The sequence below is a fragment of the Aeromonas sp. 9A genome (assembly GCF_963900955.1).
Classification (GTDB): domain Bacteria; phylum Pseudomonadota; class Gammaproteobacteria; order Enterobacterales; family Aeromonadaceae; genus Aeromonas; species Aeromonas salmonicida.
In genome coordinates, this window is sequence record NZ_CAWRFG010000001.1 from 531,180 (window position 1) to 557,132 (window position 25,953).

Annotated in this window: 25 protein-coding genes; 13 read left to right on the forward strand and 12 right to left on the reverse strand. The window is 60.7% G+C overall.

Annotated features, from left to right (window positions below):
* Positions 1–62 precede the first annotated feature (62 nt).
* Positions 63–731, reverse strand: a complete 669-nt coding sequence (gene yrfG, locus AACX78_RS02600) for a GMP/IMP nucleotidase (RefSeq protein WP_159165302.1) — start codon at positions 729–731, stop codon at positions 63–65.
* A 148-nt stretch (positions 732–879) separates the two neighbouring features.
* On the opposite strand from yrfG, the gene nudE reads away from it, so the two are divergent.
* The 3 genes from nudE to AACX78_RS02615 all read left to right on the forward strand — a co-directional run bounded on the left by nudE (position 880) and on the right by AACX78_RS02615 (position 4,026).
* Complete coding sequence (gene nudE / locus AACX78_RS02605; RefSeq protein ID WP_201302762.1) at positions 880–1,512, forward strand: ADP compounds hydrolase NudE; 633 nt, start codon at positions 880–882, stop codon at positions 1,510–1,512.
* A gap of 17 nt (positions 1,513–1,529) precedes the next feature.
* Positions 1,530–2,342: a 3'(2'),5'-bisphosphate nucleotidase CysQ gene (gene cysQ, locus AACX78_RS02610; protein ID WP_005315821.1), complete on the forward strand. Its 813-nt coding sequence runs from the start codon at positions 1,530–1,532 to the stop codon at positions 2,340–2,342.
* Positions 2,343–2,754: 412 nt separating this feature from the next.
* Positions 2,755–4,026 (forward strand): aromatic amino acid transport family protein, encoded by a 1,272-nt coding sequence (locus AACX78_RS02615; RefSeq protein WP_125597580.1) that lies wholly within the window; start codon positions 2,755–2,757, stop codon positions 4,024–4,026.
* A gap of 72 nt (positions 4,027–4,098) precedes the next feature.
* Here AACX78_RS02615 and AACX78_RS02620 read toward each other — a convergent pair whose 3' ends face one another.
* From AACX78_RS02620 to metJ, 3 genes are all read right to left on the reverse strand, one after another.
* Positions 4,099–4,437, reverse strand: a complete 339-nt coding sequence (locus AACX78_RS02620; RefSeq protein ID WP_005315814.1) for a tRNA-binding protein — start codon at positions 4,435–4,437, stop codon at positions 4,099–4,101.
* 84 nt (positions 4,438–4,521) lie between these two features.
* On the reverse strand, positions 4,522–5,280 hold the full coding sequence (locus AACX78_RS02625; RefSeq protein ID WP_159167433.1) for an AraC family transcriptional regulator: 759 nt from the start codon (positions 5,278–5,280) through the stop codon (positions 4,522–4,524).
* Between the two features lie 39 nt (positions 5,281–5,319).
* Complete coding sequence (metJ, locus tag AACX78_RS02630) at positions 5,320–5,643, reverse strand: met regulon transcriptional regulator MetJ (protein ID WP_005315809.1); 324 nt, start codon at positions 5,641–5,643, stop codon at positions 5,320–5,322.
* 295 nt (positions 5,644–5,938) lie between these two features.
* Here metJ and metB point away from each other — a divergent pair, with 295 nt between their 5' ends.
* Positions 5,939–7,111: a cystathionine gamma-synthase gene (gene metB / locus AACX78_RS02635; protein ID WP_159165303.1), complete on the forward strand. Its 1,173-nt coding sequence runs from the start codon at positions 5,939–5,941 to the stop codon at positions 7,109–7,111.
* The gene (locus AACX78_RS02640; protein ID WP_159165304.1) at positions 7,111–9,564 is read left to right on the forward strand and encodes a bifunctional aspartate kinase/homoserine dehydrogenase II; all 2,454 of its coding nucleotides are present in this window, start codon (positions 7,111–7,113) and stop codon (positions 9,562–9,564) included. The genes metB and AACX78_RS02640 overlap by 1 nt, the downstream gene beginning before the upstream one ends.
* Before the next feature lie 86 nt (positions 9,565–9,650).
* Here AACX78_RS02640 and AACX78_RS02645 read toward each other — a convergent pair whose 3' ends face one another.
* The 4 genes from AACX78_RS02645 to AACX78_RS02660 form a co-directional block, all read right to left on the reverse strand.
* Complete coding sequence (locus AACX78_RS02645) at positions 9,651–10,535, reverse strand: hypothetical protein (protein ID WP_159165305.1); 885 nt, start codon at positions 10,533–10,535, stop codon at positions 9,651–9,653.
* A 77-nt stretch (positions 10,536–10,612) separates the two neighbouring features.
* Positions 10,613–11,527 (reverse strand): hypothetical protein, encoded by a 915-nt coding sequence (locus AACX78_RS02650; protein ID WP_159165306.1) that lies wholly within the window; start codon positions 11,525–11,527, stop codon positions 10,613–10,615.
* Positions 11,528–11,585: 58 nt separating this feature from the next.
* Positions 11,586–12,275, reverse strand: a complete 690-nt coding sequence (locus AACX78_RS02655) for an LrgB family protein (RefSeq protein ID WP_005315798.1) — start codon at positions 12,273–12,275, stop codon at positions 11,586–11,588.
* Entirely contained in the window at positions 12,268–12,669 is a 402-nt protein-coding gene (locus tag AACX78_RS02660) for a CidA/LrgA family protein (RefSeq protein ID WP_017412989.1), read from the reverse strand. The genes AACX78_RS02655 and AACX78_RS02660 overlap by 8 nt, the downstream gene beginning before the upstream one ends.
* A 126-nt stretch (positions 12,670–12,795) precedes the next feature.
* Here AACX78_RS02660 and AACX78_RS02665 point away from each other — a divergent pair, with 126 nt between their 5' ends.
* Entirely contained in the window at positions 12,796–13,671 is an 876-nt protein-coding gene (locus tag AACX78_RS02665) for a LysR family transcriptional regulator (RefSeq protein ID WP_159165307.1), read from the forward strand.
* Between the two features lie 48 nt (positions 13,672–13,719).
* On the opposite strand, the gene pdxR is transcribed toward AACX78_RS02665, so the two are convergent.
* Entirely contained in the window at positions 13,720–15,147 is a 1,428-nt protein-coding gene (pdxR, locus tag AACX78_RS02670; RefSeq protein ID WP_159165308.1) for a MocR-like pyridoxine biosynthesis transcription factor PdxR, read from the reverse strand.
* Between the two features lie 131 nt (positions 15,148–15,278).
* On the opposite strand from pdxR, the gene AACX78_RS02675 reads away from it, so the two are divergent.
* The 3 genes from AACX78_RS02675 to AACX78_RS02685 all read left to right on the forward strand — a co-directional run bounded on the left by AACX78_RS02675 (position 15,279) and on the right by AACX78_RS02685 (position 17,062).
* Complete coding sequence (locus AACX78_RS02675; RefSeq protein ID WP_159165309.1) at positions 15,279–15,767, forward strand: OsmC family protein; 489 nt, start codon at positions 15,279–15,281, stop codon at positions 15,765–15,767.
* 85 nt (positions 15,768–15,852) lie between these two features.
* Complete coding sequence (locus tag AACX78_RS02680) at positions 15,853–16,290, forward strand: rhodanese-like domain-containing protein (protein WP_113720610.1); 438 nt, start codon at positions 15,853–15,855, stop codon at positions 16,288–16,290.
* Complete coding sequence (locus AACX78_RS02685) at positions 16,280–17,062, forward strand: GNAT family N-acetyltransferase (RefSeq protein ID WP_159165310.1); 783 nt, start codon at positions 16,280–16,282, stop codon at positions 17,060–17,062. The genes AACX78_RS02680 and AACX78_RS02685 overlap by 11 nt, the downstream gene beginning before the upstream one ends.
* Here AACX78_RS02685 and ybaK read toward each other — a convergent pair whose 3' ends face one another.
* The 3 genes from ybaK to AACX78_RS02700 form a co-directional block, all read right to left on the reverse strand.
* Entirely contained in the window at positions 17,063–17,536 is a 474-nt protein-coding gene (ybaK, locus tag AACX78_RS02690; RefSeq protein ID WP_021139431.1) for a Cys-tRNA(Pro) deacylase, read from the reverse strand.
* 247 nt (positions 17,537–17,783) lie between these two features.
* The gene (locus AACX78_RS02695; RefSeq protein WP_159165311.1) at positions 17,784–18,635 is read right to left on the reverse strand and encodes a universal stress protein; all 852 of its coding nucleotides are present in this window, start codon (positions 18,633–18,635) and stop codon (positions 17,784–17,786) included.
* 19 nt (positions 18,636–18,654) lie between these two features.
* The gene (locus AACX78_RS02700) at positions 18,655–20,145 is read right to left on the reverse strand and encodes a SulP family inorganic anion transporter (RefSeq protein ID WP_021139429.1); all 1,491 of its coding nucleotides are present in this window, start codon (positions 20,143–20,145) and stop codon (positions 18,655–18,657) included.
* A gap of 605 nt (positions 20,146–20,750) precedes the next feature.
* Between AACX78_RS02700 and pncC the strand changes: the two genes are divergently transcribed.
* From pncC to alaS, 4 genes are all read left to right on the forward strand, one after another.
* The gene (gene pncC, locus AACX78_RS02705) at positions 20,751–21,242 is read left to right on the forward strand and encodes a nicotinamide-nucleotide amidase (RefSeq protein ID WP_058395350.1); all 492 of its coding nucleotides are present in this window, start codon (positions 20,751–20,753) and stop codon (positions 21,240–21,242) included.
* A gap of 80 nt (positions 21,243–21,322) precedes the next feature.
* The gene (recA, locus tag AACX78_RS02710; protein ID WP_021139427.1) at positions 21,323–22,384 is read left to right on the forward strand and encodes a recombinase RecA; all 1,062 of its coding nucleotides are present in this window, start codon (positions 21,323–21,325) and stop codon (positions 22,382–22,384) included.
* Positions 22,385–22,419: 35 nt separating this feature from the next.
* Positions 22,420–22,929 (forward strand): regulatory protein RecX, encoded by a 510-nt coding sequence (locus AACX78_RS02715; RefSeq protein WP_159165312.1) that lies wholly within the window; start codon positions 22,420–22,422, stop codon positions 22,927–22,929.
* Between the two features lie 399 nt (positions 22,930–23,328).
* Positions 23,329–25,953, forward strand: a complete 2,625-nt coding sequence (alaS, locus tag AACX78_RS02720; RefSeq protein ID WP_021139425.1) for an alanine--tRNA ligase — start codon at positions 23,329–23,331, stop codon at positions 25,951–25,953.

The window sequence follows — 25,953 nt, forward strand, 5'->3', positions numbered from 1 at the left end:
GGCTGCCTGGGCAGCCCTTCTGTTTATCCGTCAGTTTGGAGAGCCCTGCCCCCCATCTGGCATCACACGGCCAGCGGCATCAGCTCGGCGTAGTCGCGGATTGCCGGGAAGGCTGTGATGCTCTGCTCGGGCTGCCGGCTGTCCGGGTTCTGGATGGCGAGCTGGTAGCCGATGCCGTAGTCGGCGGCGGCGCGCAGGATCCGCTCGCTGTCATCCACAAACAGAGTGCGGGCCGGATCGAACGCCAGCCGCTCGGCCAGCGCCTGCCAGCAGTGCTGGCTCTCCTTCGACCAGCCCAGCTCGTGGGTGCTCACCATCAGGTCCAGATGCCCGGCGAGCCCGAGTCGCGCATCCTTGACCGACAGGCTGGCGGGGTGGGCGTTGGTAAACAGCACCAGCTGCTTGCCAGCCGCCCGCAGCTCGGCAAGGAAGGGGATGACGTTGGGCCGCCACTGGATCTTCTCCAGGATCTCCTGCTTGAGGGCGCGAATATCCAGCCCCAGGGTCTGGCTCCAGTAATCCACACAGTACCAGTCGAGGGTGCCGCTGACGGCGTGATAGTGGGCATCGATCTGTGCTCTGGCTTGGTCCAGCGGCAGGGCGAGTCGCTCTGCGTAGCGTACCGGCACCAGTTGTTGCCAGAGGTGGTTGTCAAAATGGAGATCGATCAGGGTGCCATCCATATCGAGCAGGACTGTGTCTATCTGGTGCCAGGGCAGCTGGGTCGGCATGGGGCCTCTTGGTGTCAATATTCGGGAGGAAAACGGGGCGGCATTATAACGGATTTTTCCGTCCGTTTTCCCACCCTTGCCCCGTGGTGTTCGGTGTGGGAGTCGTTTACTCTTGAAGCACTATTTTTTAACGAGCAGCCAACGCCCGATGAGTGACCACCACAAGAGCAAGCCCGAGCATATCTGTGTCGAGACTCTGGATCTCGACAAGAACAAGCCGGAGATCCTCAAGGCCGAGATAGTGGCCGAGAGCCGGCTGTTCAAGGTGGAATCCCTGCACCTCAAATTCTCCAATGGCGAGGAGCGAGTCTATGAGCGGATGCGGGGTGGCAACCGCGGCGCCGTCATGGTGGTGCCCCTGTATGACGCCCACACCCTGCTGCTGGTGCGTGAGTATGCGGCTGGTACTCACTCTTACGAGCTGGGCTTTCCCAAGGGGCTGATCGACCCGGGTGAGAGCGCCTTCGAGGCGGGCAACCGGGAGCTGATGGAGGAGGCCGGTTTTGGCGCCAACAGCCTGATCCCCCTCAAGCAGGTGTCACTGGCGCCGGGTTACTTCTCCAGCCGGATGGACATACTGCTGGCGCGGGATCTCTTCCCCGAGCAGCGAGTCGGCGATGAACCCGAGCCCCTGGAGGTGATCCCCTGGCCGCTCAACCAGATTGATGAATTGCTGGCGCGTTCCGACTTTACCGAGTCGCGCAGCATCAGTGCCCTGCTGCTGGCCCAGAAGTGGCTGGCGGAGCAGGAAAACGAGCCCGAACGTGGGCAAAGGCAATAAAAACAGAGGATAACAAGATGCAGGAGTTGTTGGCCTGGGTTCCAGGGGTCAAGGAGATCGCCCGCGAAGCGGGACGTATCCTTCACGAAATCTATCACGGCGGTCAGTTCGAGCGTCAGCTGAAGGAGGATGCGACCCCGGTCACCAGTGCCGATCTTGCTGCCGATGCCTACCTCAAACAGGCGCTGTCGGCGCTCACCCCCCATGTACCCGTGCTGACCGAAGAGGCGGCCGATGTGCCCTTCAGTCAGCGATCCAACTGGCGGCAGTACTGGCTGGTGGATCCCCTTGACGGCACCGGCGAGTTCATTGCCGGCAGCGGCGACTTCGCCACCCTGATCGCCCTGGTGCGGGACAATGTCCCCGTGCTCGGTGTCATCTACGCCCCCGAGTCTGACGTGCTCTACTGGGCGGTGCGTGGTCACGGCGCCTTCAAGGAGGTGAACGGCGAGACCTTGCCCATCAGCGCCATGCATCACGAACATGACCAGCCAGACTCTCTTGTGGTAGCCATCAGCCGTCGCCAGAAGCTGGAGAATCTGACCCGTCGCCTCAATCCGGCCATCAACTACGAGCTGATACCGCTCGGTTCCAGCTCCCTCAAGTCCTGCCTGGTGGCGGAAGGGGCTGCCGATTGCTATGTGCGACTCGGCCCCACCGGCGAGTGGGATACCGCCGCTGCCCAGTGCATCGTCGAGGCGGCTGGTGGCCGTATCCTCAGCCTGGCGTTGCAACCGCTCAGCTACAACGAAACCGAGTCGCTGGAGAACCCGGACTTCATAGTGATGGGAGATCCGGATCTCGCCTGGGGCACTATCCTCGCTCACTGAGTTGGCTGACATTTCATCGCAAGACTCAATCAGGCGACCTCATGGTCGCCTGATTGTCTGGTGTGATCCGCTGCTTTTATCCGGCATGCATAGGAGTATCCACTGGCAAAGAACGTGAATGACAGTGGAACGTCATCATCGAGCGGGAAGATTTGGCATGGATTTTCAGGTAATCCTGCGAACGATCATTTGGTCAAAATAAAAAAGTGAGTATGAATTTAAATTTGGATTTATATATCGCATTTTTTCTTATTTGTAGTTTTACGCGATTATCCAATCTCGATTGAATTCCCTATCTCACTGGCTTGAGCGCGTTATGGTAGTGATATGTTTCAGTCCCTTATTTTGAGAATTAAATCCTGATAAACCACAATATGCTCAGATTAAAACACTGACAAAAAGTGGATTAGTAATGAGTTTATCTGTAGATGTCGTCAAGGAGCTGTCTGCTTCCCAGCCAGCCGTTACCAGCACTGCCCGTTGGCGCAGTCATGATACCCACTGGGTGATCAGCCTGTTTGGCACCGCCGTCGGCGCCGGCATACTCTTTCTGCCCATCAACCTGGGTCTGGGCGGTATCTGGCCCCTGGTCATAGTCGCCGTACTGGCCGGCCCCATGACCTTCCTGGCTCACCGCGGGCTGGCCCGCTTTGTGCTTTCTTCCTCCCGTCCCCATGCTGACTTCACCGAGGTGGCCGAGGAGCACTTCGGCAAGATGGCCGGTCGGCTCATCTCGGCGCTCTATTTCCTCTCCATCTTCCCCATACTGCTCATCTACGGCGTCGGGTTGACCAACACGGTCGAGAGCTTCATGGTCAACCAGCTCGGCATGGCGACCCCGAACCGGGTGATGCTCTCCGGCATGCTGGTGTTTGCCATGATCGCCGTGATGATGGCGGGGGAGAAAGCGATGCTGCGCGCCTTTGCCTTCATGGTCTATCCGCTGGCGGCCATTCTGGCGGCGCTCTCCTGCTATCTCATTCCCCAGTGGCAGTGGCCGGAAGTCACCGCCTTTGATGGCGGCAGCTTCCTTAATACCGTCTGGCTGGCACTGCCGGTGACCGTTTTTGCCTTCAGCCATGCCGCCGCCATCTCCGGCTTTGCCAACGTGCAGCGGCGGGAATATGGCGAGCAGGCCGAGGCCAAGAGCGGCCTGATCCTGCGCAACACCACCATAATGCTGGTGGGCTTCGTGCTCTTCTTCGTCTTCTCCTGCGTGCTGAGCCTCACTCCGGCCCAGCTTGCCGAAGCCAAGGCCCAGAACGTCTCAGTGCTCTCCTATCTCGCCAACATCACTGACAACCCTGTGATAGTGACGCTAGGGCCGCTCATCGCCTTTATCGCCATCAGCTCTTCCTTCCTCGGCCACTTCCTCGGTGCCCGCGAGAGCCTCAAGAGCCTGATTGCCAAGCCCACCGGCCTGTCGCTGGCCAAGGCCGACAAGCTCGGCATCGCCCTGATGTTCTTCGCCATCTGGGGGGCTGCCGTCATCAACCCGGGTATCCTGGGTCTGATGGAGACCCTCTCCGGCCCCGTCATCGCCATGATCCTCTTCATCATGCCTGTGATAGCGGTCTACAAGGTGGAGGCGCTGGCCCGCTTCCGCCAGGGCTGGACCAACGGCTTCATCCTGCTGACCGGGTCGCTGGCGGTCTCGGCGCTGATCTTCAGCCTGTTGAAGTAACAGCGAGCTGCGGCAACAAAATGAGAGAGGCGACCCCGGGGTCGCCTCTCTTTTTTCATGGGGCCAACGGCATCAGCCCAGCTTGGCGCCGTTCTCCACCGCCTGCTCAGGGATGGCCATCACAACCGCGCCGTCAGCCCGGTAGAAACCGGTCAGTAGAAACTCCGACTGGATGGGGCCTATCTGTTTGGGGGGAAAGTTCACCACGGCGACTATCTGGCGGCCCACCAGATCCTCCGGCTGATAGAGATCCGTTATCTGGGCGCTGCTCTTGCGCACCCCGAGCTCGGGGCCGAAATCCGCCCATACCTTGTAGGCGGGCCGGCGTGCCTCGGGGAAGGGCTCGACCCGCACCAGGGTGCCTACTCTCAGCTCTATCATCTCGAACTGCTGCCAGCTTATGGTCTGCATCTTGGCTCCTCGTTTCATACACCTTGCATTGGCCTCAGCATGCCTCGAAACGGCGCTGGCTGTCTTCGGTGACTGGCCGCCCTGTTACGGCAAAAGGCCGTTTTGCTGGCGCCAGAGGGAAGGGGTCAGCCCGCTCTCTGTCAGGAAGCGCTCGGCGAAGGCTCCCTGATTCTGGTAGCCGCAGCGACTGGCGATCTCGCCTATGGGCAGTTGGGTGTGGGAAAGCAGGGTGCGTGCCAGTGTCATGCGCCGTGCCCGTATGTAGTGGGAGACGCTCATCCCCAGCTGCTGGCGAAAGGTGTGCTTGAACTGACTCTGACCGAGGCAGACGATGGCGGCGAGCTGCTCATTGCCAAGGGGCTCGGCGAGGTGGGCCTCGATATGGTGCTGCACCTTGAGGATACGGGCGGCAAGGCGCGGGGGAGCAGAGGAGTGCATCCCTTGCCCTTGTGCCAGCAGGGAGAGCCACACCTGCTCCATCCCGGCGACCTGTCTCCCCTCGGCCACCATGCGGTGCAGGAAGGCGAGGTAGTGGCGCTGGGGCTCGTCCAGCGCGATAAAGGGGCGGGCCGCCAGATCGCCGGGGAGCCAGTCGCTCTCCTGTACCAGAAACGAGAGGGCCGGATCGGCGGCGTAGTCGTGCCGTTCGCCGGGGGCTATCACGCAAACAAAACCGGGGGCAAGGCGACGCCCCTGGCCCTGCACCTCGATCTCAATGGGACCGCCGAGAGGGATCACCAGCTGGGCGAAGTCGTGGCTGTGGCTGCTGATGTCGCTCTGGTAGTGGCGAAGGCTGAAGGGGGAGGCGGCGGATAGCAATGACGCGGCCCGGGGCCGCGTCATCTTCAAAGAGGGATTGCTGTTTGGCATAGGTCGCAGGTATTACTCTGCGTCGAAATCTTCGATCTCTTTGCCCAGCGCTTCCATGATGGCGCGCACCTCGGCGGGGACGCTGTCCGGATGATCCTTGCGCAGATCGTCGTCGCAGGGCAGCGGCTGACCGGTGAAAGCGTGCAGGAAGGCTTCACAGAGCAGCTCACTGTTGGTCGCATGACGCAGGTTGTTCACCTGGCGACGGGTGCGCTCATCGGTCAACACCTTCAACACCTTGAGCGGGATCGAGACAGTAATCTTCTTGACCTGTTCGCTCTTCTTGCCGTGTTCTGCGTAGGGGCTGACGTAGTCGCCGTTCCACTCTGTACCCATGATTCACCTGTTCTCATTTGGCCGTGAGCGCGGATTTTAACCCTTAAGGAAATTAATGGCAATCCAACAGCAAAGCCATTTAGACGTCCAGAAGTGTTGACGGCTTTTTTGCAGTGGCGTAGTGTGGTTCACCATGAGCCAGCAATGGCGGGGATGAGTGTGGCAGAGAAACCGCAGACACAGTCCCGAGACACATCAAGGAGAGCGGAAATGACCCACAAGGCTACCCTGCCGGTACGTTGCATCGGAAATCGAGCCGGATCAATCGCCCAGTCACAAAGCCAAGGAGAGCAGCATGAGTCATAAGGCTACCCTGGCGGTACGCACCGGGATTGAAACAGACACGCAGCACGGTGCCGTGGTGCCGCCCATTTACCTCTCCAGCAATTACACCTTTGCCGACTTTGGCGAGCCCCGTCAATACGATTATGCCCGCTCCGGCAACCCGACCCGCACCAATCTGGCGGATGCCCTGGCGGCGCTGGAAGGGGGGGCTGGCGCCGTTGTGACCGGCACCGGCATGGGGGCCATCCATCTGGTAACCACGGCTCTGCTCAAGGCGGGGGATCTGCTGATCGCCCCGCACGACTGTTACGGCGGTACCTGGCGCCTGTTCGAGTATCTGGCTGCCAAGGGCCACTATCGGGTGCAGTTTGTCGATCAGGGGGATGAGGCCGCACTGGCAGAGGCGCTGACACAGAAGCCGGCGCTGGTGTGGGTGGAGACCCCTTCCAACCCCTTGCTGCGGGTAGTGGACATCACCGCCATCGCCGCCGCCTCCCATGAGGTGGGTGCCCAGGTGGTGGTGGACAACACCTTCCTCTCTCCGCTGCTGCAACAGCCGTTGTCGCTGGGTGCCGATGTTGTGGTGCACTCCACCACCAAGTACATCAATGGCCACTCCGACGTGGTGGGGGGCGTGGCCATTGCCAAGGATCCCGCGCTGGCTGAATCACTGGTGTGGTGGGCCAACTGTCTGGGGCTCACCTCCGGGGCGTTCGATTCCTACCTTACCCTGCGCGGCCTGCGCACCCTGGCTCCCAGATTGCGCGCCCATCAGGAGAACGCGGACCGCATTCTCGCCTTCCTGCAGCAACAGCCGCTGGTCAAAAAAATCTATCATCCCAGCCTGCAGAGCCATCCAGGCCATGATATTGCGCGCCGTCAACAGTCCGGCTTCGGCGCCATGCTAAGTTTTGAACTCGATTGCAGCGAGGCGGGATTACGCACCTTCCTCGCGGCCCTCACCCTCTTCTCGGTAGCCGAGTCTCTCGGCGGGGTGGAGAGTCTGGTGGCCCATCCGGCCAGCATGACCCACAGGGCCATGACACCGGCGGCGCAGCAGGCGGCGGGCATCAGCGCCCAGCTGCTGCGTCTGTCGGTGGGTATTGAACACGGTGAAGATCTGGTGGCCGATCTGGCTCAGGCTTTTGAACAGGCGCAGCTGGCAGAACAGGTGGCGAAGTAATGGAACAGCAGCAAGGAGATATAGCGGTGGCAACACAAGCAGGGTTGAAGCGGCGGCAGGTACACAAGTTTGGTGGCAGCAGTCTGGCGGATCCGGTCTGCTATCGCCGGGTCGCCGCTATCGTCGAACAGCAGGTTGGCGGGGATGAGCTCGTCGTGGTCTCCGCCGCCGGCAAGACCACCAACCGCTTGATCCAGCTGGTGGAGCTGGCCGATGCGGGGGATGAGGCGGCCGGTGAAGCCATCTCTGCGCTGCAAGCCTATCAGCAGAGCCTGATCGATGGCCTGCTGGAGGGAGAGCTGCAGCTCGATCTCAGCCAGCAGCTGGCCGACGACATGCAGCTGATCGCCAAGACCCTGGAGGGGCAGTTTGACCGCTTCGCCCGCAACGGCTTGCTCGCCTTTGGCGAAGTGTGGTCGGCGCGCCTGCTGGCCGCCCTGCTCACCAGCCGCGGTGAGAAGGCCATCTGGCTCGATGCCCGCAGCTTCCTGCGTGCCGAGGATGGTGCCCTGGTCAAGGTGGATACGGCCCTTTCCAGTGAACTGCTCAAGGCCCGTCTGGCCGAACATGCCGGTCGCATCGTGGTGACCGGTTTCATCGCCGCCGACATGGAGGGGCGCTCCCTGCTGCTCGGGCGCAACGGCTCCGACTACAGTGCCAGCCTCTTGGCAGCCCTGGCTGATGGCGAATCCACCACCATCTGGAGCGACGTGGCCGGTGTCTACAGCGCCGATCCGCGCCGGGTGAAGGAGGCGCGCCTGCTGGAGCGTCTCAGTCTGGCAGAAGCAAACGAGCTGGCTCGCCTCGGTTCGTCCGTGCTGCATTCGCGCACCCTGCAACCGGTGGCGGACAGTCGCCAGCGTCTCACCCTGCGCTGCAGCTACAACCCGGATGAGGGCTGCACTCACATACTGCGCCGGGCGCCGCGCTCCGGTGGTGCCCGCATCGTCTCCTCTGTGGATCAGATCGCTCTCATTGAGCTGAAAGTGCTGCCGCAGACCCACTATGAGCAGACGGTGGCGGCTATCGAGGCCCATCTGGCCCGCCACCGCCTCAACCCGCTCACCCTGCAGCGTCAGCCTGATCGGCGGGTACTGCGTCTGGCCTATACCCTGGAAGTGGCGGAAGGGGCGTTCGAGATACTGCGCGACTTCCAGCTGCAGGGCAGTTTCACCGGTCTCATCCAGAAAGAGGGGTTCAGTCTGGTGGCCCTGGTGGGCGCCGGTGTCACCGATAACGCAGAGCAGTGTCACCGCTTCTATCAGTTGCTGGCGGATCAGCCGCTGGAGTTCGTGCAGGTGGCCAGAGATGGCCTGAGCCTGGTGGCCGTAGTGCGTCAGGTGGTGCTGGAGCCCCTGCTTATCGCCCTGCACAGCGCCCTGTTCAGCCGCCCGACCCGGGTCGGACTGGTGGTATTTGGCAAGGGCAACATAGGCGGCCACTGGCTCACCCTCTATGCCCGCGAGAAGGCGCGGCTCGAACATGAGCTCAATCTGGCGTTGACACTGTACGGGGTGTTCAGCTCTGAAGGGGGGCTGCTTGACGAAGAGGGGCTGGATCCCCTCAAGGTGCAGGACAAGTTCAACCCCAAACCGCTGATCTGGCCCGAACTGCTGACCCAGCTGGAGCAGCACAGTTTCGATACGCTGATTGCCCTGGACTTGACCGCCAGCGAGACGGTGAGTCGCTACTACCCGGACTTCGCCCAGCTCGGTATTCATATCATTGCCGCCAACAAGTTTGCCGGTGCCGCCGAGAGCGAGTTCTACCAGCGCATCAAGCAGACCTGCCGCGATCATCAGGTGCAGTGGCGCTACAACGCCACCGTGGGCGCCGGGCTGCCGATCCAGTCCAGCATCCAGATGCTGCGCCAGAGCGGCGACCGCATTCAGGGGGTCTCGGGTATTTTCTCCGGCACCCTCTCCTGGCTGTTCCAGCAGTATGACGGCACGCGCCCCTTCTCCGAGCTGGTGGACGAGGCGTGGCAGCACGGCCTGACCGAGCCGGATCCCCGCGAGGATCTCTCCGGCCAGGATGTGCGGCGCAAGCTGCTGATCCTGGCGCGGGAGGCGGGCTTCGAGCTCGACTCCGCCGATATCGAGCTGGAGAACCTGGTGCCCGTGTCCCTGCGCAAGGCGAGTACGGATCAGTTCATGGACAGGCTGAAAGAGTTGGACGGCCCGATCCAGAGCGCCTTCGAGGGAGCCAAGCGCCTCGGCAAGGTGCTGCGTTACGTCGCCCGCTTCGAGCACGATGGCAAGGCCAGGGTCGGGCTGGAGGCGCTGGAGCCTCACCACCCGTTCGCCAATTTGCTGCCTTGTGACAATGTGTTCGCCATCGAGAGCGATAGCTATCGTACCAACCCGCTGGTGATACAGGGGCCGGGGGCAGGGCGTGAAGTGACGGCCGCCGCTATCCAGTATGACCTGTGGCAGATCTGCGCCAGCCTCTGAGAAGATCGCTGAGGTGGGGAAAGTGGCGCTCGGATCTGGTGCTGTCACCGCAAATAAACAGAGGGCGCCCGGTTGGCGCCCTCTTGCTATGGCTCGCCCGGCCCGAACCGACTGTGGACCGGATCGTAGAAGTAAGCCTGGTAGTTGAAGCCTATCCCCTTGATGAAGGGGTTCTCAAGCCGAAACAGGCGGCGTGTATCGAGGTGGGCGAAGGTGAGGGAAGGTTTGAAGGTGTTGAGCCAGAGGGTTTGCAACGAACCGTCTTGCCAGGCAGCTTTCAGCCCGGCCTCTACTCTCTGTATGGCCTCCCGATTGGCATTGTGGGCGAAGAAGACCCGGGGCAGGGGATAGTAGAGGGCTATGCTCTCATCCATGACCAGGTCCCTGATCTCCTTGTGGTTCAGTTTTTCCTGCGGCAATTCGCTGATCCCGCGACAGAAGAGATCGAAGCGACCGCGCGCCACCATCTTGAACAGCAGCTCATAGCCTTCTACTTCCTGCACCTTGAACCCTGCCTGCCTCAGGATCTGTACATCGAGCCAGCCCTTGCCCTGGCCGAGAGTAAACTTCTTCAGCTGATCCAGGGTGGTGACGCTGGCGACCGCTGCCTGCTGTTGGGGGCTGACGAAGCAGATGCGGTAGCTGACGATCCCGAGATGGATGGGGAAACGAACATAGTCGACCCCCGTCATGTCACGGTCTGAGCGGTAGCTGTCCATGGCAAACAGGTTGGGATAGTGGTTGAAGCGCAGGCTGATCCACATCCTGGCCAATGTCATGGGTGGGGCGGCTCGCAGTTTAAAGTCACCATGGCTGGCGCGAGTCTTCTCCAGCGCCAGTCGCAGCAGTTCACGGTCATAGGTGACTCTGGGATCCCGTTCACTCTCCGGGCTCATATGGGTGAACAGAGTCGGTGTGGCAGCCTGCGCTGACAGGGTCAACAAGAGGAGAAGCAGAGAGAACCAGATCATCACGACCTCCTGTCGAAAAATAGACTCTTCTGAATATAGTGGCTGCGGCCGTGTTACTGCGTCTGTGTCACCTGGCGTCAGGGCTCGCCGTTTCTCGTGCCTCCTGAGCCAAAGGTGCCCCTGAGCGGATCGTAGGTGTAGTCGCGGTAGTCAATCTCCAGCTCCCGGAGTTGCGGATTGTCCAACCGGAACAGCCGTCGTTTATCCAGTCTGGCAAAGTCGAGGGCAGGCTTGAAGGTCTTGAGCCAGAGCGTCTGCAAGGAGCCATCTTGCCAGGCCAGTAACAGTCCTGTCTGGATGCGTTTGAGGGCGTGCTTGTTCCCCTTGTGGGTATAGAAGAGATGGATGAAGGGATAGTGGAGGGCTATGTGTTGATCGACTGTGAGGCGGGTGAGATCCCTGTGGGTTTCCAGCTCGGTAAGCAGCTCGTTGGCCCCCCGGCAGAACAGGTCGATCCGGCCCCGCTCTACCAGTTTGAACAGGCGCTCGTAGTTGTCGACCTCCTGCACTCGCATGCCTGCATGACGCAAAATGGTGACATCCTGCCAGCCTCGCCCCTGGCCATGGAGGAAGCCTTTCAACTCATCAAGGCGGGTCAGTCTGGCTAGTGCCTGTTGACGCTGGGGACTGACAAAACAGATCCGATAACTCAGTATGCCGAGGTCTACCGGGAAGGGAACATAGTCGAGAGACTCGGCTTCACTGGCCGGGCGCTGGCTATCCACCGCAAAAAAGTTGGGATAGCTTCCCTGCTGTATGGCTAGCCGCAGCCGTACCCGATTCATGGGCGGGGCGGCCTGCAGCTCATACTCGCCGTAGCTGTCACGGGTTTTATCCAGCGTCAGCTGCAGCAGGTCACGGTAATAAGATGCCCGCTTGTCCTGTTCGCTCTCCGGGCTGGCATGCGTAAAAATCTCGACCGCCAGCAAGGGCTGGGTCAGCAGCAGGTTGCCAAGCAGCAACCAGAACGAGAACAGGCCATAACGGATCATGCGATGTTTCCAGACACACACTTGTTTGAGTGTAGTGTGCCCAGCCTGTTTGCCCGTGCTACCAGAACATCCGGCCGAGCAGTGGGGCGAGCAGCACAGTCACCATGCCCGCTATCATCATCACCATGCTGGAGACGACGCCCTCCTCGTTACCCATCTGGTACGCCTTGGCGGTACCGGCGCCATGGGCCGAGGCGCCGAAACCGGCCCCCTTGCCGAGGCGGCTGCGAATGGCGAGCAGGGTGAGCACGCTCTCCCCCACCGCCATACCGATCACCCCGGTCAGCACCACAAACAGCGCTGTGAGATCGGTCTGGCCGCCGATGGCGCGGGTCGCTTCCACCGCGAACGGTGTGGTGATGGAGCGCATCGCCAGGCTGCGCTGCAACATGTCGGAGAGGTGCAACCAGCGCGCCAGCAGCACTGTGCTGCCCACGGCCATGATGACGGAGGCGACGACGCCTACCGAGAGGGAGAGCCAGTGCCGGTGGATCAGCTGGCGGTTCTCATAGACGGGTACGGCGAAGGCGACGGTGGCCGGTCCCAGCAACCAGAGCAGCCAGTGGGATTGAGCCATGTAGTCCTGATAGGGGATGTGAAACAGCAGCACCACGGCCACCAGCAGGGTGGGCGCCAGCAGCAGCGGCATCAGGGGCAGTATGCGCTTGCGACCATAGAGCCATTTGCTGGCGTAGTAGAACAGCAGGGTAAGGGCGAAGCAGAGCAGGCCGAGCAGGGTATCAGACATGGCGGCGACTCCGGCGGGCGAGCTTCAGTTCGAGGCGATAGACCCTGTCCACCACCAGCGCAGTGGTGCCCAGCACCAGAGTGGTGCTGATCAGCAAGACCAGCATGATGCGCCACCCCTCCTGCAACAGCAGATCCTGATAGTTGACCACGGCCACCACGGCCGGCACGAAGAACAGCAGCATCTCGGCCAGCAGCCAGCGGGCACCGGCGCTGAACCACTGGGTCTTGACCACGCCGAGCAGGATCAGGACCAGCAGCGCCAGCATGCCGGTGAGGTTGGCGGGCAACGGCAGGTGGAAGGTACGTACCGCCGCATCGGCCAGCAGCCAGATGGCGGCCAGCAGGGCGATTTGAAAGGGAGTCTGGAACCAGCGAATGCAGAGGGCTTTCATGATGGGTGTCTTTCTGTGAACTGGCTCACAGTATAGAGACGGGTTAAACCTGCAAAAAATGAATTTAAATTATCAAATTCATGCCAAAGAGGCATGATTAAGGTTCCAGCCAGCATAGAGAGCACCATGGATATCCGAGCCCTGCGTTACTTTGTGGAACTGGTGCGGGAGCAGAGCTTCACCCGAGCCTCCGAGAAGCTGTTCGTCACCCAGCCCACCATCAGCAAGATGATCCGCAATATTGAGGAGGAGCTGGGCCAACCCTTGCTCAACCGCGAGGGGCGCCGCTTCACCCTGACCGACAGCGGCCAGGTGCTGTTCAATCGGGCCCAGACCATACTGGCCGAGATGCAGCAGCTGGAGGCCGAGCTTGCCGATCTGCAGAGCCTGCAATTTGGCCGGTTGGCTCTCGGCATACCGCCCATGGTGGGCCACGTCTATGCGGATCTCATTCGTACCTATCGCAGCCGCTACCCCAAGGTGGAGCTCTCCATCGTCGAATATGGTGGTCGGCGCATCGAGCAGGCTGTGCTGGCGGGGGAGCTGGATCTCGCCATCACCATGCTGCCGACTCGGGAGGGGGGGGCCCTGAGTGCGCTGGAGCTGGATCAGTATCCCATTCAGGTGGTGCTGCCTGACTTGCCGCGCTGGCGCGCATGCAGCGAGATCCGGCTGGAGGATTTGCGTGATGAACCCTTCCTGCTCTACACCCAGGCCTTCACCCTGAGCGAGCGGCTGGAGCAGGCATGCCAGCAGGCGGGCTTCGTGCCCCAGGTGGCGGCCCGCAGCAGCCAGTGGGATTTTCTCACCGCCATGGTGCGCAGCGGCATGGGCGTCGCCTTTTTGCCCGAACCCATCTGCCGTCGGTTGACACCGGACGGGCTGGTGCTGCGGCCGCTTTTGCCTGAACTCAGCTGGCGGCTCGGGGTGATCTGGCCGAGCGATCGCTATCTCTCCCGCACCGCCGAAGCCTGGCTCGCGCTCTGCCGCGAATCGCGCTGACCCCGTACTTGGCCTGTGGCCCACCAGGGGCTTTGGGCAAGCGGAGGATCAGCAGGAATGCAGCAGCTTCCCCAGCTGCCGACAGAGTTGACGCAGTGTCTGGTTGTCGAGGGCGCCAAAGCCGAGCAGCCAGCCCTCCAGATTTGGCTCGCCGAGGTAGAACTGGCCGAGTGGACGCAGACCTATGCCCCGGGCATTGGCGGGGTTGGTCCAGCGGGTCTCGCCGCCAGCGGGCAACAGTACGGCGCATTGCAGCCCGGCGCCGCTGTGGATGGGGGTGAGCTGCGGGCAGTTGCTGGCCAGCTCGGCCAGCAACAGATCTCGCCGACTCTGGTAGATGAGGCGGCTTTGGCGCAGGTGGGCGGCAAAATGACCGGCGCGGATGAAGTCCGCCGTGACCGCTTGCTGCAACTGGTTGCTGTGGCCATCAAAGGCCGCCCTGGCCTGGCAGAAGGCACTCATCAGCGGCCTTGGCAGCACCAGATAGGCGAGTCGCAACGAACCGAACAGCACCTTGCTGAAGGTCCCCACATAGATGACTCGCCCCTGGTTATCCAGCCCCTGCAGGGCGGGCAGCGGGCGCTGATCGTACTGATATTCCCCATCGTAATCGTCCTCCAGGATCCAGGCGCCGTGACGCTCGGCTTCCCTCAGCAACGCCATTCGGCGGGCGAGACTCATGGGCACGCCCAGGGGGTACTGGTGGGCCGGTGTGGTATAGATGAGGCGGGGCGTCGGGTGTTCTCCCTGCGCATTGAGCCCTTCTCTATCCACTGGTACGGGGTGGACCCTGGCACCGGCGCTCTCCATGGCGGTACGGGCCCCGGGGTAGCCGGGATCCTCTACCCAGACGGTATCACCGGCATCGATGAGCAGCTGGGTCGCCAGCAGTATCCCCTGCTGGGAGCTGGTGAGGATCAGGATTTGATCCGGTTCGCACACCACGCCGCGGGACTGCACCAGATAGCTGCTGATGGTGGCCCGCAGCTCAGGCAAGCCTTGCGGGTCGCCATAGTTCATCCAGCGTTCGCCTTGCTGACGCCACTGCTGCTGCATCAGCCGACCCCAGAGCGCATGAGGGAAGAGGCGGGAGTCCGGCTGACTGGACGCAAACGAGGTGCCGACTTGTGGGGTGTCATGACAGGCGCCGCCTGCGGCCATCTCCTGACCACGGCGGGAGAGTCCGGCCGCCGACTGGGGCGGACGTGGCGCCGGGCACACCGCTGCCAGGGCTACGAAGCTGCCGGCCCCCACCTTGCGCACCAGATAACCTTCCGCCTCCAGCCGACCATAAGCCAGCTCTACCGTGCTGCGGGAGACCCCCAGATCCCCTGCCAGCATACGGCTGGCGGGCAGCCGGCTGTGCTGGGGCAGATGGCCGGCCAGGATGGCACCGCGCAGGGTGCGCACCAGCTGCTCGTGCAGCGGCAGCTCGCTGGCTTGCTGAGTGGCAAACAGGGTTGGCAGAGCGGGCATGGCTATCTCCGGCGCTTGGCATAATTGGTCTGCCCATATTGGCAAAATTGGTCGGCGTGGCAAGGCCATTATCCCGTTACATTGGTGCGCAAGGAACATGATCAACCATATTGGCAACGAAAGGAGTCTGCATGTCGGAATACAGCGCCATCATCAGCTGGGAGCGAGGTGCCAGCGAGCGCTTCCTCGATCAGCGCTACAGTCGGGCCCATCAATGGGAATTCGACGGCGGCGTCAGGGTGGCCGCTTCTTCATCCCCTCAGGTCGTGCCCTTGCCCTGGTCGGTGGCCGAGCACGTCGATCCGGAGGAGGCCTTTGTGGCCGCCCTCTCCAGCTGCCACATGCTGACCTTTCTCTGGCTGGTGGCCAAGCAAGGCTATCTGGTGGACCGCTATCGGGATCAGGCGATTGGCATCATGGAGACGGATGAACGGGGGCGTCAGTCGATTACCCGGGTGACCCTGCGTCCGCAGGTGTTGTTTGGCGGCGCACGCCAGCCGACCCTGGCCGAGCTGGAGCAACTGCACCACCAGGCCCACGAGGAGTGCTTCATCGCCAACTCGGTCAGGACCACAGTGACCACCCAAATCGTATTGTGGCCAAGGGAGGCTTCCCTATGAGCCATGTATTGGCCTCCGACCTCATCAGCCAGGTCAACACCATCGTCACCACCCGGTTCCGGGTTTAGCCACAAGGAGCTTCACCATGAGTCATGTATTGAGTACGGGTCTTGCCAGCCCGATGGACGCCAGCGCCTTTTTCGAAGCCCAGCTGAGATTTCGCACCGACCCGGCGGACCTGGCTGCCGATCTGCTGGAAAAAGAAGAGCGCATCGTCGTCATCGACACCCGCTCCGCGCAGCATTACCGGCTGGGGCATATTCCAGGGGCCGTCTCTTTCCCCCATGGCTCCATGAATCCGGCGACGACGGCCACCCTTGCGCGGGACAAGGTTTATGTCTGCTACTGCGATGGCATAGGCTGCAACGGCTCGACTCAAGGGGCCTACAAACTGGCGGCGCTGGGCTTTCAGGTCAAGGAGTTGATCGGTGGCCTGCACTGGTGGCGTCAGGACGGCTTTGCCGTCGCCCTCGGTGAAGATGCGGGCGTTTTGCTGGAAGGAGGAATGACCTGTGGCTGCTGATCATCATCTGAACGAGTTCGGCCAAGCGGTTGGCGTCCCCTTGCCCGACTGGCACGGGGCCGAGTTTCCTCCCCATCAGCAGCTGTCAGGCTGGGGCTGCCGGCTGGAGCCGCTGGATCCCGAGCGCCACGGACCCGCTCTCTGGCAGGCGTTCGGCACCGACAGTGGGGCCATGTGGACCTATCTCACCAGTGGTCCCTTCGCCGATGAGGCGGCCATGCAGGCCTGGCTGCAACAGTGCGTCGCCAAGGCTGATCCCCAGTTCTACGCCATAGTAGACGCAAAAACGGACGCCGACAGCGGCAAGGCGCTGGGGCTCGCCAGCTACCTGCGCATCGATCCCCAGGCGGGCAGCATTGAGGTGGGTTGGCTGCACTTCTCGCCGGCCCTGCAACAGTCGCGTCTGGCGACGGCGGCCATGGCGCTGATGATGGCCAACGCCTTTGCCCTCGGCTACCGGCGCTACGAGTGGAAGTGCAATGCCCTCAACAAGCCCTCCTGGCGGGCGGCGCTGCGGCTCGGTTTCAGTTATGAGGGAACATTTCGCCAGAACAGGGTAGACAAGGGACGCAGTCGGGATACCGCCTGGTTCTCGGTGATCGACAGCGAGTGGCCCGCCCTGCAGGCGTGTTTCGCGCGCTGGTTGGCAGAGGAGAACTTCGATGAGGCTGGCAGGCAGCTGCTGCGGTTATCCGATCTGACCACCGCCTGTCACATGGGAAAGCCGAGTGACATGGAGAGGCTCAGGGCCGGCCTGGGCCTCTCTTTTTGACTAGTCCCCCTGGTGTTCACCAATCGGGGCCGCAATCCATTTCATCAGCGTCAGCATATCTTGCGGCGCCACCCCGACCGAGAGGCCGCGTTTGCCGCCGCTCACCAGGATCTCGTCAAACGCCATGGCGGAGTCATCGAGTACGGTTGGCAACAACTTCTTCTGGGCCAGCGGGCTGATGCCCCCCACCTTGTAACCGGTCAGCTTCTCGGCCTCCGCCGGTGTCATCATCTCCACCTTTTTCAAACCCGTGGCCTTGGCCAGCTGTTTGAGACTGCACATGCCGGATGAAGGCACTATGGCCACCACTGCCTGCTTGTCATGATGGGCGATCAGGGTCTTGAACACCTGGGCTTCCGGCAGGCCGAGCCGGGTCGCGGCGTGCTTGCCGAAATCGTCGTGAGCATCGCACTCATAGGGGTAGAGCTTGTGGGGTATCTTGAGCTTTTTCAGCAGGTTGATGGCAGGAGTCATGTTGGTTGCCTTGAGTCAAAACAAGGCCAAACAGTCTGCTCTCGCGAGTCGATGGATGCAAGCCACCGCTGGTCTGTTCTGATGAGTGCCGAGGTTTCGTCAGAAGGGAAAGGTGCAGTATGTCTGACTGTAAGGTGTTGAGCTTGACGCACACTGCGATCCGGTTTCCCGTGTGCCATGAGCACAAGATAGCGCCATAAAAAAGGGGAACCGCAGTTCCCCTCATCATGAGTTGCCAATAACAGCGTTATCGCAGCAGCAGAACGGATGCCTGCGTGGTTTTCACTATGCCAGTGGTGGTACTGCCCACGATGAATTGCCTGATCCGTGAATGACCGTAAGCCCCCATGACGATAAGGTTGATCCCCATCTCGGTGGCATACTGACAAATCCCGGAGACAACCTCTCCCTGAAGCAGTTTGGCTTCGACCCTGATGCCGCCACTCTTCAATACCTGTTTGGCCTGCGCCAGCTGACGCTCGTGCTCGTCACTCGGCTCGGCGACCATCACCAGGTCACATTCAAGTCCTTTGAGCAGGGGACTGCTTGCGATCAACTCCAGCACCTTTTTGGCGGTCGGGCTGGCGTCATAGGCAAACAGGAAGCGGCCTGGCGCCTCAAATCCCGGCTGCACCACCATGATGGGATTGGCCAGGGTGCGGATGACGTTCTCGATATTGCTGCCAATCAGGTCGTGATCATGGGAGTGGGTCGTCCCTCTCTTGCCCATGATCATCATACGCATCCCGGGTGACAGCACCTGGGCCGCCTCCACCAGTTGCCCGTGGCGTTGCAGGGTATCGACCTCTGTCATCCCCAAGCCAGCCAGATACGCCTGGCCGCTCTTGAGCAAGATGCGTCCCTGCTCCTGGGCGAGACGGCTGCGTTGATGATCCAGCTCGGCGAGCTCCTTGAGCAGGTGCTCACGGCTGCCCAGGCCAATGTTGCCGGAGAGATCGGCTTGCCCTTCAAACTCGTTCTTTTCCAGCACATGCAGCAGGGTGACTGGCAAGTCGGTCGTGGCGCTGGCCCAAACGGCTGCGTCGCATACCGCCGTCATGGCATTGGAGCCATCGATACAGGCAAAAATTCGTGTCATGGTAAATCCCTTCTTGTTATCAGTGGCCAGCCAGCAGCTTTTCAACTTCTTCGGGTTTGTCGTGCACACCGAAGCGGTCGACTATGGTGGCGCTCGCTTCGTTCAGGCCAATGAGTTCCACGTCGGTTCCTTCACGACGGAACTTGATGACCACCTTGTCCAGTGCCGTGACGGAGGTGATGTCCCAGAAATGGGCATGGGTCAGATCTATCACCACCTTGTCCAGCACTTCCTTGAAATCGAAACCGGCAAAGAATTGCTCGGCACTGGCGAAGAAAACCTGGCCCCGCACCTGATAGGTGCGCACCTCGCCACTGCGCTCACTGTCGCTCTTGACCAGCATGAAGCGAGCGACCTTGTTGGCGAAGAACAGGGACGCCAGCAGCACACCGACAAATACCCCGAGTGCCAGGTTATGGGTAGCCACGACCACGGCCACTGTCGCGACCATCACTATATTGGTGGAGAGCGGGTGCTTTTTGAGATTGCGAACCGACTCCCAAGAGAAGGTACCGATAGAGACCATGATCATCACGGCCACCAGTGCCGCCATGGGGATCTGGCGGATCCACTCATCCATGAACACCACCATCAGGATCAGCAGGGTGCCTGCGAAAAATGTGGAGAGACGGCCACGGCCGCCGGATTTGATGTTGATGATCGACTGGCCAATCATGGCGCACCCCGCCATGCCGCCCATCAGACCCGCGCCTATGTTGGCGATCCCCTGGCCCTTGCACTCGCGATTGCGATCGCTCTGGGTATCGGTCAGGTCATCGACAATGGCCGCCGTCATCATGGATTCGAGCAGACCAACGACTGCAAGCGCCGCAGAATAGGGGAATATGATGGCCAGCGTCTCGAAGTTGAGGGGGACTTCTGGCCACAGGAAGATGGGCAGGGTATCAGGCAGTTCGCCCATGTCACCCACGGTGCGGATATCGATACCCATTGTGATGGCAATCGCCGTCAGTATGACGATGCAGAGCAGCGGGGAGGGAACCAGCTTGCCCACCACGGGAATGAGTGGAAACAGATAGATGATGCCAAGCCCGGCTGCCGTCATGGCATAGACCTGCCAGGTGACGTTGGTCAGCTCCGGCAACTGGGCCATGAAGATGAGGATCGCCAGCGCATTGACGAAGCCGGTGACCACGGAGCGAGAGACAAACCGCATCAGGCTGCCCAGCTTCAGGTAACCCGCCGCTATCTGGAAGAGGCCGGTCAGCAGGGTGGCGGCCAGCAGATATTGCAGACCATGATCTTTGACCAGGGTCACCATCAGCAGCGCCATGGCGCCGGTGGCGGCGGAGATCATGCCCGGGCGGCCACCGACGAAGGCGATGACGACAGCGATACAGAAGGAGGCATACAGGCCGACCTTGGGATCAACGCCGGCGATGATGGAGAAGGCGATGGCCTCCGGGATCAGCGCCAGCGCCACCACTGTACCGGCCAGCAGGTCGCCACGGATGTTGGAGAACCACTCTTGTCTTGCACGTTCTAGCATTCGGGATTTTCTCGCTTGTTATGTGTCCATAGCCGCACGCATCCACCAACCTGAAGTCAGATGGAGTGAGGGCATGAACAGATAGTTTTGTTGGTATTCAAGGGGTAAACAAAAGCGCTCCGGTTGGGATGACCAGAGTCTGGCGGCAGCAGCCGCTAAGGAGGGGTTAAGGCGGCGTTACAGTCACGCCAGAGCATAAATTAATCATGGAGGCGGCATGTTAACAGCCATTGCATCCACAGGAAAGTGTGGTTGGCATCACGATAGCACTGTGCGTTTGTTGTGATAGCGGTGCCGATCACGTTGAGCCTGGCTGGCTGTATTGATTTCAACCAGTTGATATATAGTCGAAAACTGTTTTATTGGCTCCATCGCCTTATGATGGCGGCAGATATTTCATCATCACCTTGATCTATGTCTGCCGTGACTCAGGCTTTCCTCCCGTTTTCCCGCCCATTGGCGCAATGATGAGCTCTGAACGAATGACATCAGGCTGCCAGTATGTCCGTGCTGGGACGGGCAAGGCGGGCTGCTGCCCTGCTGCGGTTGCGGGGGATGGCGGCAGGATCGCATAATGAGCCTCCTCAATGAGCTAGGGAGCCGGGATGAAACTGGACGCAGAGATAGAGCACCTCGCCACCGAACTGGGCAAGGCCCTGGGCCAGCGAGGCTGGCTGGCGGCTACCGCCGAATCCTGTACCGGCGGTGGCGTGGCAACGGCCATCACCGACATTGCCGGCAGCTCTGGCTGGTTCGATCGCGGCTTCGTCACCTATACCAACCAAGCCAAGCAGCAGATGCTGGGGGTGAGTGACGAGAGTCTGCAGCAGCACGGCGCCGTAAGCGAGGCCGTGGTGCTTGAGATGGCCCGTGGCGCCTTGGCCCACTCGTCGGCCGCCATCAGCGTGGCCATCAGTGGTATCGCAGGCCCGGGTGGTGCAACCGAAGACAAACCTGTCGGTACCGTCTGGTTCGCCTGGGCGGAACAGGGTGGCCGCCATCACTCCCTGCTGGCCCGTTTCGACGGTGACCGGCGTCAGGTGCGCCAGCAGGCGGTCAGACAGGCCTTGTCCGGACTCTTGGCCCTGCTCAGATAAATTGGGCTTGATACTGTATGAATAGACAGTATACTTAGCCCAACTTCACTTATTACTCACGATTTCCAGCGGAGATTGGCATGGATCAGAACAAACAGAAGGCACTGGCGGCTGCGCTGGGTCAGATTGAAAAGCAGTTCGGCAAAGGCTCCATCATGCGTCTGGGCGACAGCAAGACCATGGATATCGAAGCCATCTCTACCGGTTCCCTCTCCCTGGACGTGGCGCTGGGTATCGGCGGTCTGCCGTGCGGCCGTATCGTCGAGATCTATGGCCCGGAATCTTCCGGTAAAACCACCCTCACCCTGCAAGTGATTGCGGAAGCCCAGAAGAAAGGCAAGGTCTGTGCCTTTATCGATGCGGAACACGCCCTCGACCCCATCTATGCAGCCAAGCTGGGCGTCAACGTCGATGACCTGCTGATCTCCCAGCCGGATACCGGTGAGCAGGCGCTGGAAATCTGCGACATGCTGGTGCGATCCAACGCCGTTGACGTCATCATCGTCGACTCGGTGGCCGCTCTGACGCCGAAAGCAGAAATCGAAGGCGAGATGGGTGATTCCCACGTCGGCCTGCAGGCTCGTCTGATGTCTCAGGCGCTGCGCAAGCTGACCGCCAACATCAAGAACGCCAACTGCCTCTGTATCTTCATCAACCAAATCCGGATGAAGATTGGTGTCATGTTCGGCAGCCCGGAAACCACTACCGGTGGTAACGCGCTCAAGTTCTACGCCTCAGTGCGTCTGGACATCCGTCGCATCGGCGCCATCAAGGAAGGTGACGAAGTGGTCGGTAACGAGACCCGCGTCAAGGTGGTGAAGAACAAGGTTGCCCCTCCCTTCAAGCAGGCTGAATTCCAGATTTTCTATGGTGTCGGTATCTCCAAGGAAGGTGAGCTGGTGGATCTCGGCGTCAAGCACAAGCTGATCGACAAGGCCGGTGCCTGGTACAGCTACAACGGCGAGAAGATAGGTCAGGGCAAGGCCAACGTGATGAAGCTGTTCACCGAGAACAAGGTGATGGCGGCCGAGGTGGAAGCCAGACTGCGTGAGTTGCTGCTCTCCGGTGATGCGCCGGCCGAGAAGCCGGTCGTGGCGGATGCCGACGAGCTCGAAGCCGAAAGCGAACAAGAGTTCGAATAACAGTGAGGCCGGGCTAACCCCCGGCCTTGTCATTTATGACTGATACACCTAACTGCGAACCCACTGAACCCTCCTTCGAAGAGCAGTTTGCTGCCGCCCGCGCTTTTGCCATGCGCAGTCTGGCTCGCCGTGAGAGCGCCGAGTCTGAACTGGCCAACCGGCTGCGCCAGCAGGGCTTCAACGAAGATGTCGCCTGCGCTGTCGTCGACTACTGCCGAGGGTATAACTGGGTCAATGACGAGCGTTATGGCGCCATGGCGGTGCGATCTGGTGCTGCCAAGGGTCATGGTCCCATCAAGATCCGCTTTGAGCTGCGTCGCAAGGGGCTGGACGATGGCCAGATAGAGGCCGCGTTCGATCAACCTGAACTGGACTGGTTCGAGCTGGCTCTTGCCCTGCTTGAGCGACGAGCCAGAGTCTGCGATCTGGGAGACTTCAAACTGCGGATGAAGTGGCTCAAGTATCTGCTGGGACGCGGGTTTAATCAGGATCAGGCCCGTTATGCCATCGCGACCATGATGGAGAGCGAAACTCAAGACGATTGATCTGGAAGCGGCATGCCATCAACCGTGCTGATTGCGCCATTATCCCGATACAGGCCTTGTTCCTGCATTGTTCTGGGTGACCGCCAGTCAGCCTATGAGGCCACAGGTCGCGTCACATCAAGCCACCAAGCGGTGCACAGTTCGAACGGCAGGTCCACGTCCGGGTATTGAGGGTGGGTTCCTTTTTTCTGTAGGCTCACCGACCCGTTTTGCCACGAATATTCCCCCGCGTGTGGCCGTAATTTCTCTGCAAAAACGGCTTGTCTGCCTCCATTGCCCGCCAACACACATTTATGCGCACTTTTTCACCCGTGACCAGCTGGCACGTTTTACTTTACCCCGCAGAAAACTTACATTAATGCGGTTAAAAGTCCGTATTCGAATCAAGCAGGATTTTCCATGTATATGTCCACGTCAGAGATACGCGCTGCGTTTCTCGAGTATTTCCGCTCTCAGGGGCACCAGGTTGTCTCTTCCAGCTCGCTGGTACCGCATAACGACCCGACCCTGTTGTTTACCAACGCAGGCATGAACCAGTTCAAGGATGTGTTCCTTGGTGCAGACAAGCGTGCCTACAATCGGGCAACCACTTCCCAGCGTTGTGTTCGTGCCGGTGGTAAACACAATGACCTGGAAAACGTCGGCTATACCGCTCGTCACCACACCTTCTTCGAAATGCTGGGCAACTTCAGCTTCGGTGACTACTTCAAGCAGGACGCCATTCGTTTTGCCTGGGAATTCCTGACCGGTACTCTCCAGCTGCCCAAAGAGCGCTTGCTGGTAACCGTGTATGAAACGGACGATGAAGCCTTCAATATCTGGGCAAACGAAGTGGGTGTGCCGGTTGAGCGCATAGTGCGCATCGGTGACAACAAAGGGGCAGCCTTTGCTTCCGATAACTTCTGGCAGATGGGTGATACAGGTCCGTGTGGCCCCTGCACCGAGATCTTCTATGACCACGGCGATCACATCTGGGGTGGCCCTCCCGGCTCACCGGAAGAAGATGGCGACCGTTTCATCGAGATCTGGAACGTGGTGTTCATGCAGTTCAACCGTCAGGCTGACGGCACCATGGAACCGCTGCCCCGTCCATCCGTGGATACCGGCATGGGTCTGGAGCGTATCTCCGCCATCATGCAGGGCGTGCACTCCAACTACGAGATCGACATCTTCCAGGCGCTGATCAAGAAAGCGGCCGAGATCGTCGGCACTACCGATCTCAGCAATCAGTCCCTGCGCGTCATCGCCGACCACATCCGCTCCTGCGCCTTCCTGATCGCTGACGGCGTCATGCCGTCCAACGAAGGTCGTGGCTATGTGCTGCGCCGCATTATCCGTCGCGCCGTGCGTCACGGTCGCAAGCTGGGTGCCACCGACGTCTTCTTCTACAAGCTGGCTGCCGAACTGGCGGTGCAGATGAAAGACGTGGGCGCCGAGCTGATTGCCCAGCTGCCGCTGGTCGAGCGCGTGCTGCGCATCGAGGAAGAGCAGTTCGTCCGCACCCTGGATCGCGGCCTGCTGCTGCTGGAAGACGTGCTGGCCAATCTGGGTGATGCCAAGGTCATACCTGGCGAGGTGGTGTTCAAGCTGTATGACACCTACGGCTTCCCGGCTGACCTGACCGCCGACGTGGTGCGCGAGCGCGAGATCGGCATCGACGAAGAGGGCTTCAATGCCGAGATGGAGAAGCAGCGCGCCCGCGCGAAAGAGGCCTCCAGCTTTGGTGTGAACTACAACGAGGTGCTCAAGCTGGACTTCGAGACCCCGTTTACCGGTTACAAGCAGCTGAGCCAGAAAACCAGCGTCGTCGGCATCTACAAGGATGGCGTCGAAGTGAATGGCCTCATCGCCGGTGAAGAAGCCGTAGTGGTACTGGCCGAGACTCCCTTCTACGCCGAGTCAGGTGGTCAGGTGGGTGATTGCGGCGTGCTCAAGGTAGATGACGGCATCTTCGCCGTGACCGATACCCAGAAAGCGGGCAAGGCCATCATCCACAAGGGTTATCTGGAGCTGGGTACCCTGGAGAAAGGCGCCCTGGTCGAAGCCGTTGTCGATGGCGAGCGTCGTCAGGCTGTGGCCCTGAACCACTCTGTGACTCACCTGCTGCACGCAGCCCTGCGCCAGGCGCTGGGGGATCACGTGACTCAGAAAGGGTCTCTGGTGGGGGCTGAGCGCATGCGCTTCGATTTCTCCCACTTCGAAGGGCTGACCATGGCGACCATTCGTCGGGTCGAGGAGCTGGTCAATGCCCAGATCCGTGCCAACCACGACATCGCTACCCAGGTAATGGATCTGGAAGCGGCCAAGTCGGCCGGTGCCATGGCGCTGTTTGGTGAAAAATATGAAGACGACGTGCGCGTAGTGCGCATGGGCGACTACTCCACCGAGCTGTGCGGCGGTACTCACGCCAAGCGTACCGGTGACATCGGCTTCTTCAAGATCATCGCCGAGAGCGGCATTGCCGCCGGTGTGCGTCGCATCGAAGCCGTGACCGGCAAGGGCGCCATCGATTTCATGCACCAGATGGGTGAGCAGATCGAAGAGGCAGCGGCTCTGGTGAAGGGGGATCAGTTCTCCATCGCCGATAAAGTGCGCCAGATACTGGACAAGTCCAAGATGATGGAGCGCGAGCTGGAGCAGCTCAAGGCCAAGCTGGCCGCCCAGGCTGGTAGCGACCTGTTGAGCCAGGTGATCGAGATCAACGGTCAGAAGGTGCTGATAGCGGCGCTGGAAGGGGCGGATCCCAAGTCACTGCGTGGCATGCTGGATGAGCTGAAAAACCGGATGAAGTCCGGTGTTGTGTTGCTGGCAACAAGCAGCGATGACAAGGTCAACCTGATCGCCGGCGTGACCAGCGATTTGACCGGCAAGGTCAAGGCCGGTGAGCTGGTCAATCTGGTGGCCCAGCAGGTGGGTGGCAAGGGTGGTGGTCGTCCTGACATGGCTCAGGCGGGTGGCACTCAGCCGGAAGCTGTGCCTGCGGCACTGCAATCCGTTCACTCCTGGCTGGAAGAGCGCCTGTAA

Coding starts and splice junctions, on each gene's coding strand:
- yrfG (WP_159165302.1), bottom strand. CDS start 731: ATGCCGACCCAGCTGCCCTGGCACCAGATAGACACAGTCCTGCTCGAT.
- nudE (WP_201302762.1), top strand. CDS start 880: ATGAGTGACCACCACAAGAGCAAGCCCGAGCATATCTGTGTCGAGACT.
- cysQ (WP_005315821.1), top strand. CDS start 1,530: ATGCAGGAGTTGTTGGCCTGGGTTCCAGGGGTCAAGGAGATCGCCCGC.
- AACX78_RS02615 (WP_125597580.1), top strand. CDS start 2,755: ATGAGTTTATCTGTAGATGTCGTCAAGGAGCTGTCTGCTTCCCAGCCA.
- AACX78_RS02620 (WP_005315814.1), bottom strand. CDS start 4,437: ATGCAGACCATAAGCTGGCAGCAGTTCGAGATGATAGAGCTGAGAGTA.
- AACX78_RS02625 (WP_159167433.1), bottom strand. CDS start 5,280: ATGACGCGGCCCCGGGCCGCGTCATTGCTATCCGCCGCCTCCCCCTTC.
- metJ (WP_005315809.1), bottom strand. CDS start 5,643: ATGGGTACAGAGTGGAACGGCGACTACGTCAGCCCCTACGCAGAACAC.
- metB (WP_159165303.1), top strand. CDS start 5,939: ATGAGTCATAAGGCTACCCTGGCGGTACGCACCGGGATTGAAACAGAC.
- AACX78_RS02640 (WP_159165304.1), top strand. CDS start 7,111: ATGGAACAGCAGCAAGGAGATATAGCGGTGGCAACACAAGCAGGGTTG.
- AACX78_RS02645 (WP_159165305.1), bottom strand. CDS start 10,535: ATGATCTGGTTCTCTCTGCTTCTCCTCTTGTTGACCCTGTCAGCGCAG.
- AACX78_RS02650 (WP_159165306.1), bottom strand. CDS start 11,527: ATGATCCGTTATGGCCTGTTCTCGTTCTGGTTGCTGCTTGGCAACCTG.
- AACX78_RS02655 (WP_005315798.1), bottom strand. CDS start 12,275: ATGTCTGATACCCTGCTCGGCCTGCTCTGCTTCGCCCTTACCCTGCTG.
- AACX78_RS02660 (WP_017412989.1), bottom strand. CDS start 12,669: ATGAAAGCCCTCTGCATTCGCTGGTTCCAGACTCCCTTTCAAATCGCC.
- AACX78_RS02665 (WP_159165307.1), top strand. CDS start 12,796: ATGGATATCCGAGCCCTGCGTTACTTTGTGGAACTGGTGCGGGAGCAG.
- pdxR (WP_159165308.1), bottom strand. CDS start 15,147: ATGCCCGCTCTGCCAACCCTGTTTGCCACTCAGCAAGCCAGCGAGCTG.
- AACX78_RS02675 (WP_159165309.1), top strand. CDS start 15,279: ATGTCGGAATACAGCGCCATCATCAGCTGGGAGCGAGGTGCCAGCGAG.
- AACX78_RS02680 (WP_113720610.1), top strand. CDS start 15,853: ATGAGTCATGTATTGAGTACGGGTCTTGCCAGCCCGATGGACGCCAGC.
- ybaK (WP_021139431.1), bottom strand. CDS start 17,536: ATGACTCCTGCCATCAACCTGCTGAAAAAGCTCAAGATACCCCACAAG.
- AACX78_RS02695 (WP_159165311.1), bottom strand. CDS start 18,635: ATGACACGAATTTTTGCCTGTATCGATGGCTCCAATGCCATGACGGCG.
- AACX78_RS02700 (WP_021139429.1), bottom strand. CDS start 20,145: ATGCTAGAACGTGCAAGACAAGAGTGGTTCTCCAACATCCGTGGCGAC.
- pncC (WP_058395350.1), top strand. CDS start 20,751: ATGAAACTGGACGCAGAGATAGAGCACCTCGCCACCGAACTGGGCAAG.
- recA (WP_021139427.1), top strand. CDS start 21,323: ATGGATCAGAACAAACAGAAGGCACTGGCGGCTGCGCTGGGTCAGATT.
- AACX78_RS02715 (WP_159165312.1), top strand. CDS start 22,420: ATGACTGATACACCTAACTGCGAACCCACTGAACCCTCCTTCGAAGAG.
- alaS (WP_021139425.1), top strand. CDS start 23,329: ATGTATATGTCCACGTCAGAGATACGCGCTGCGTTTCTCGAGTATTTC.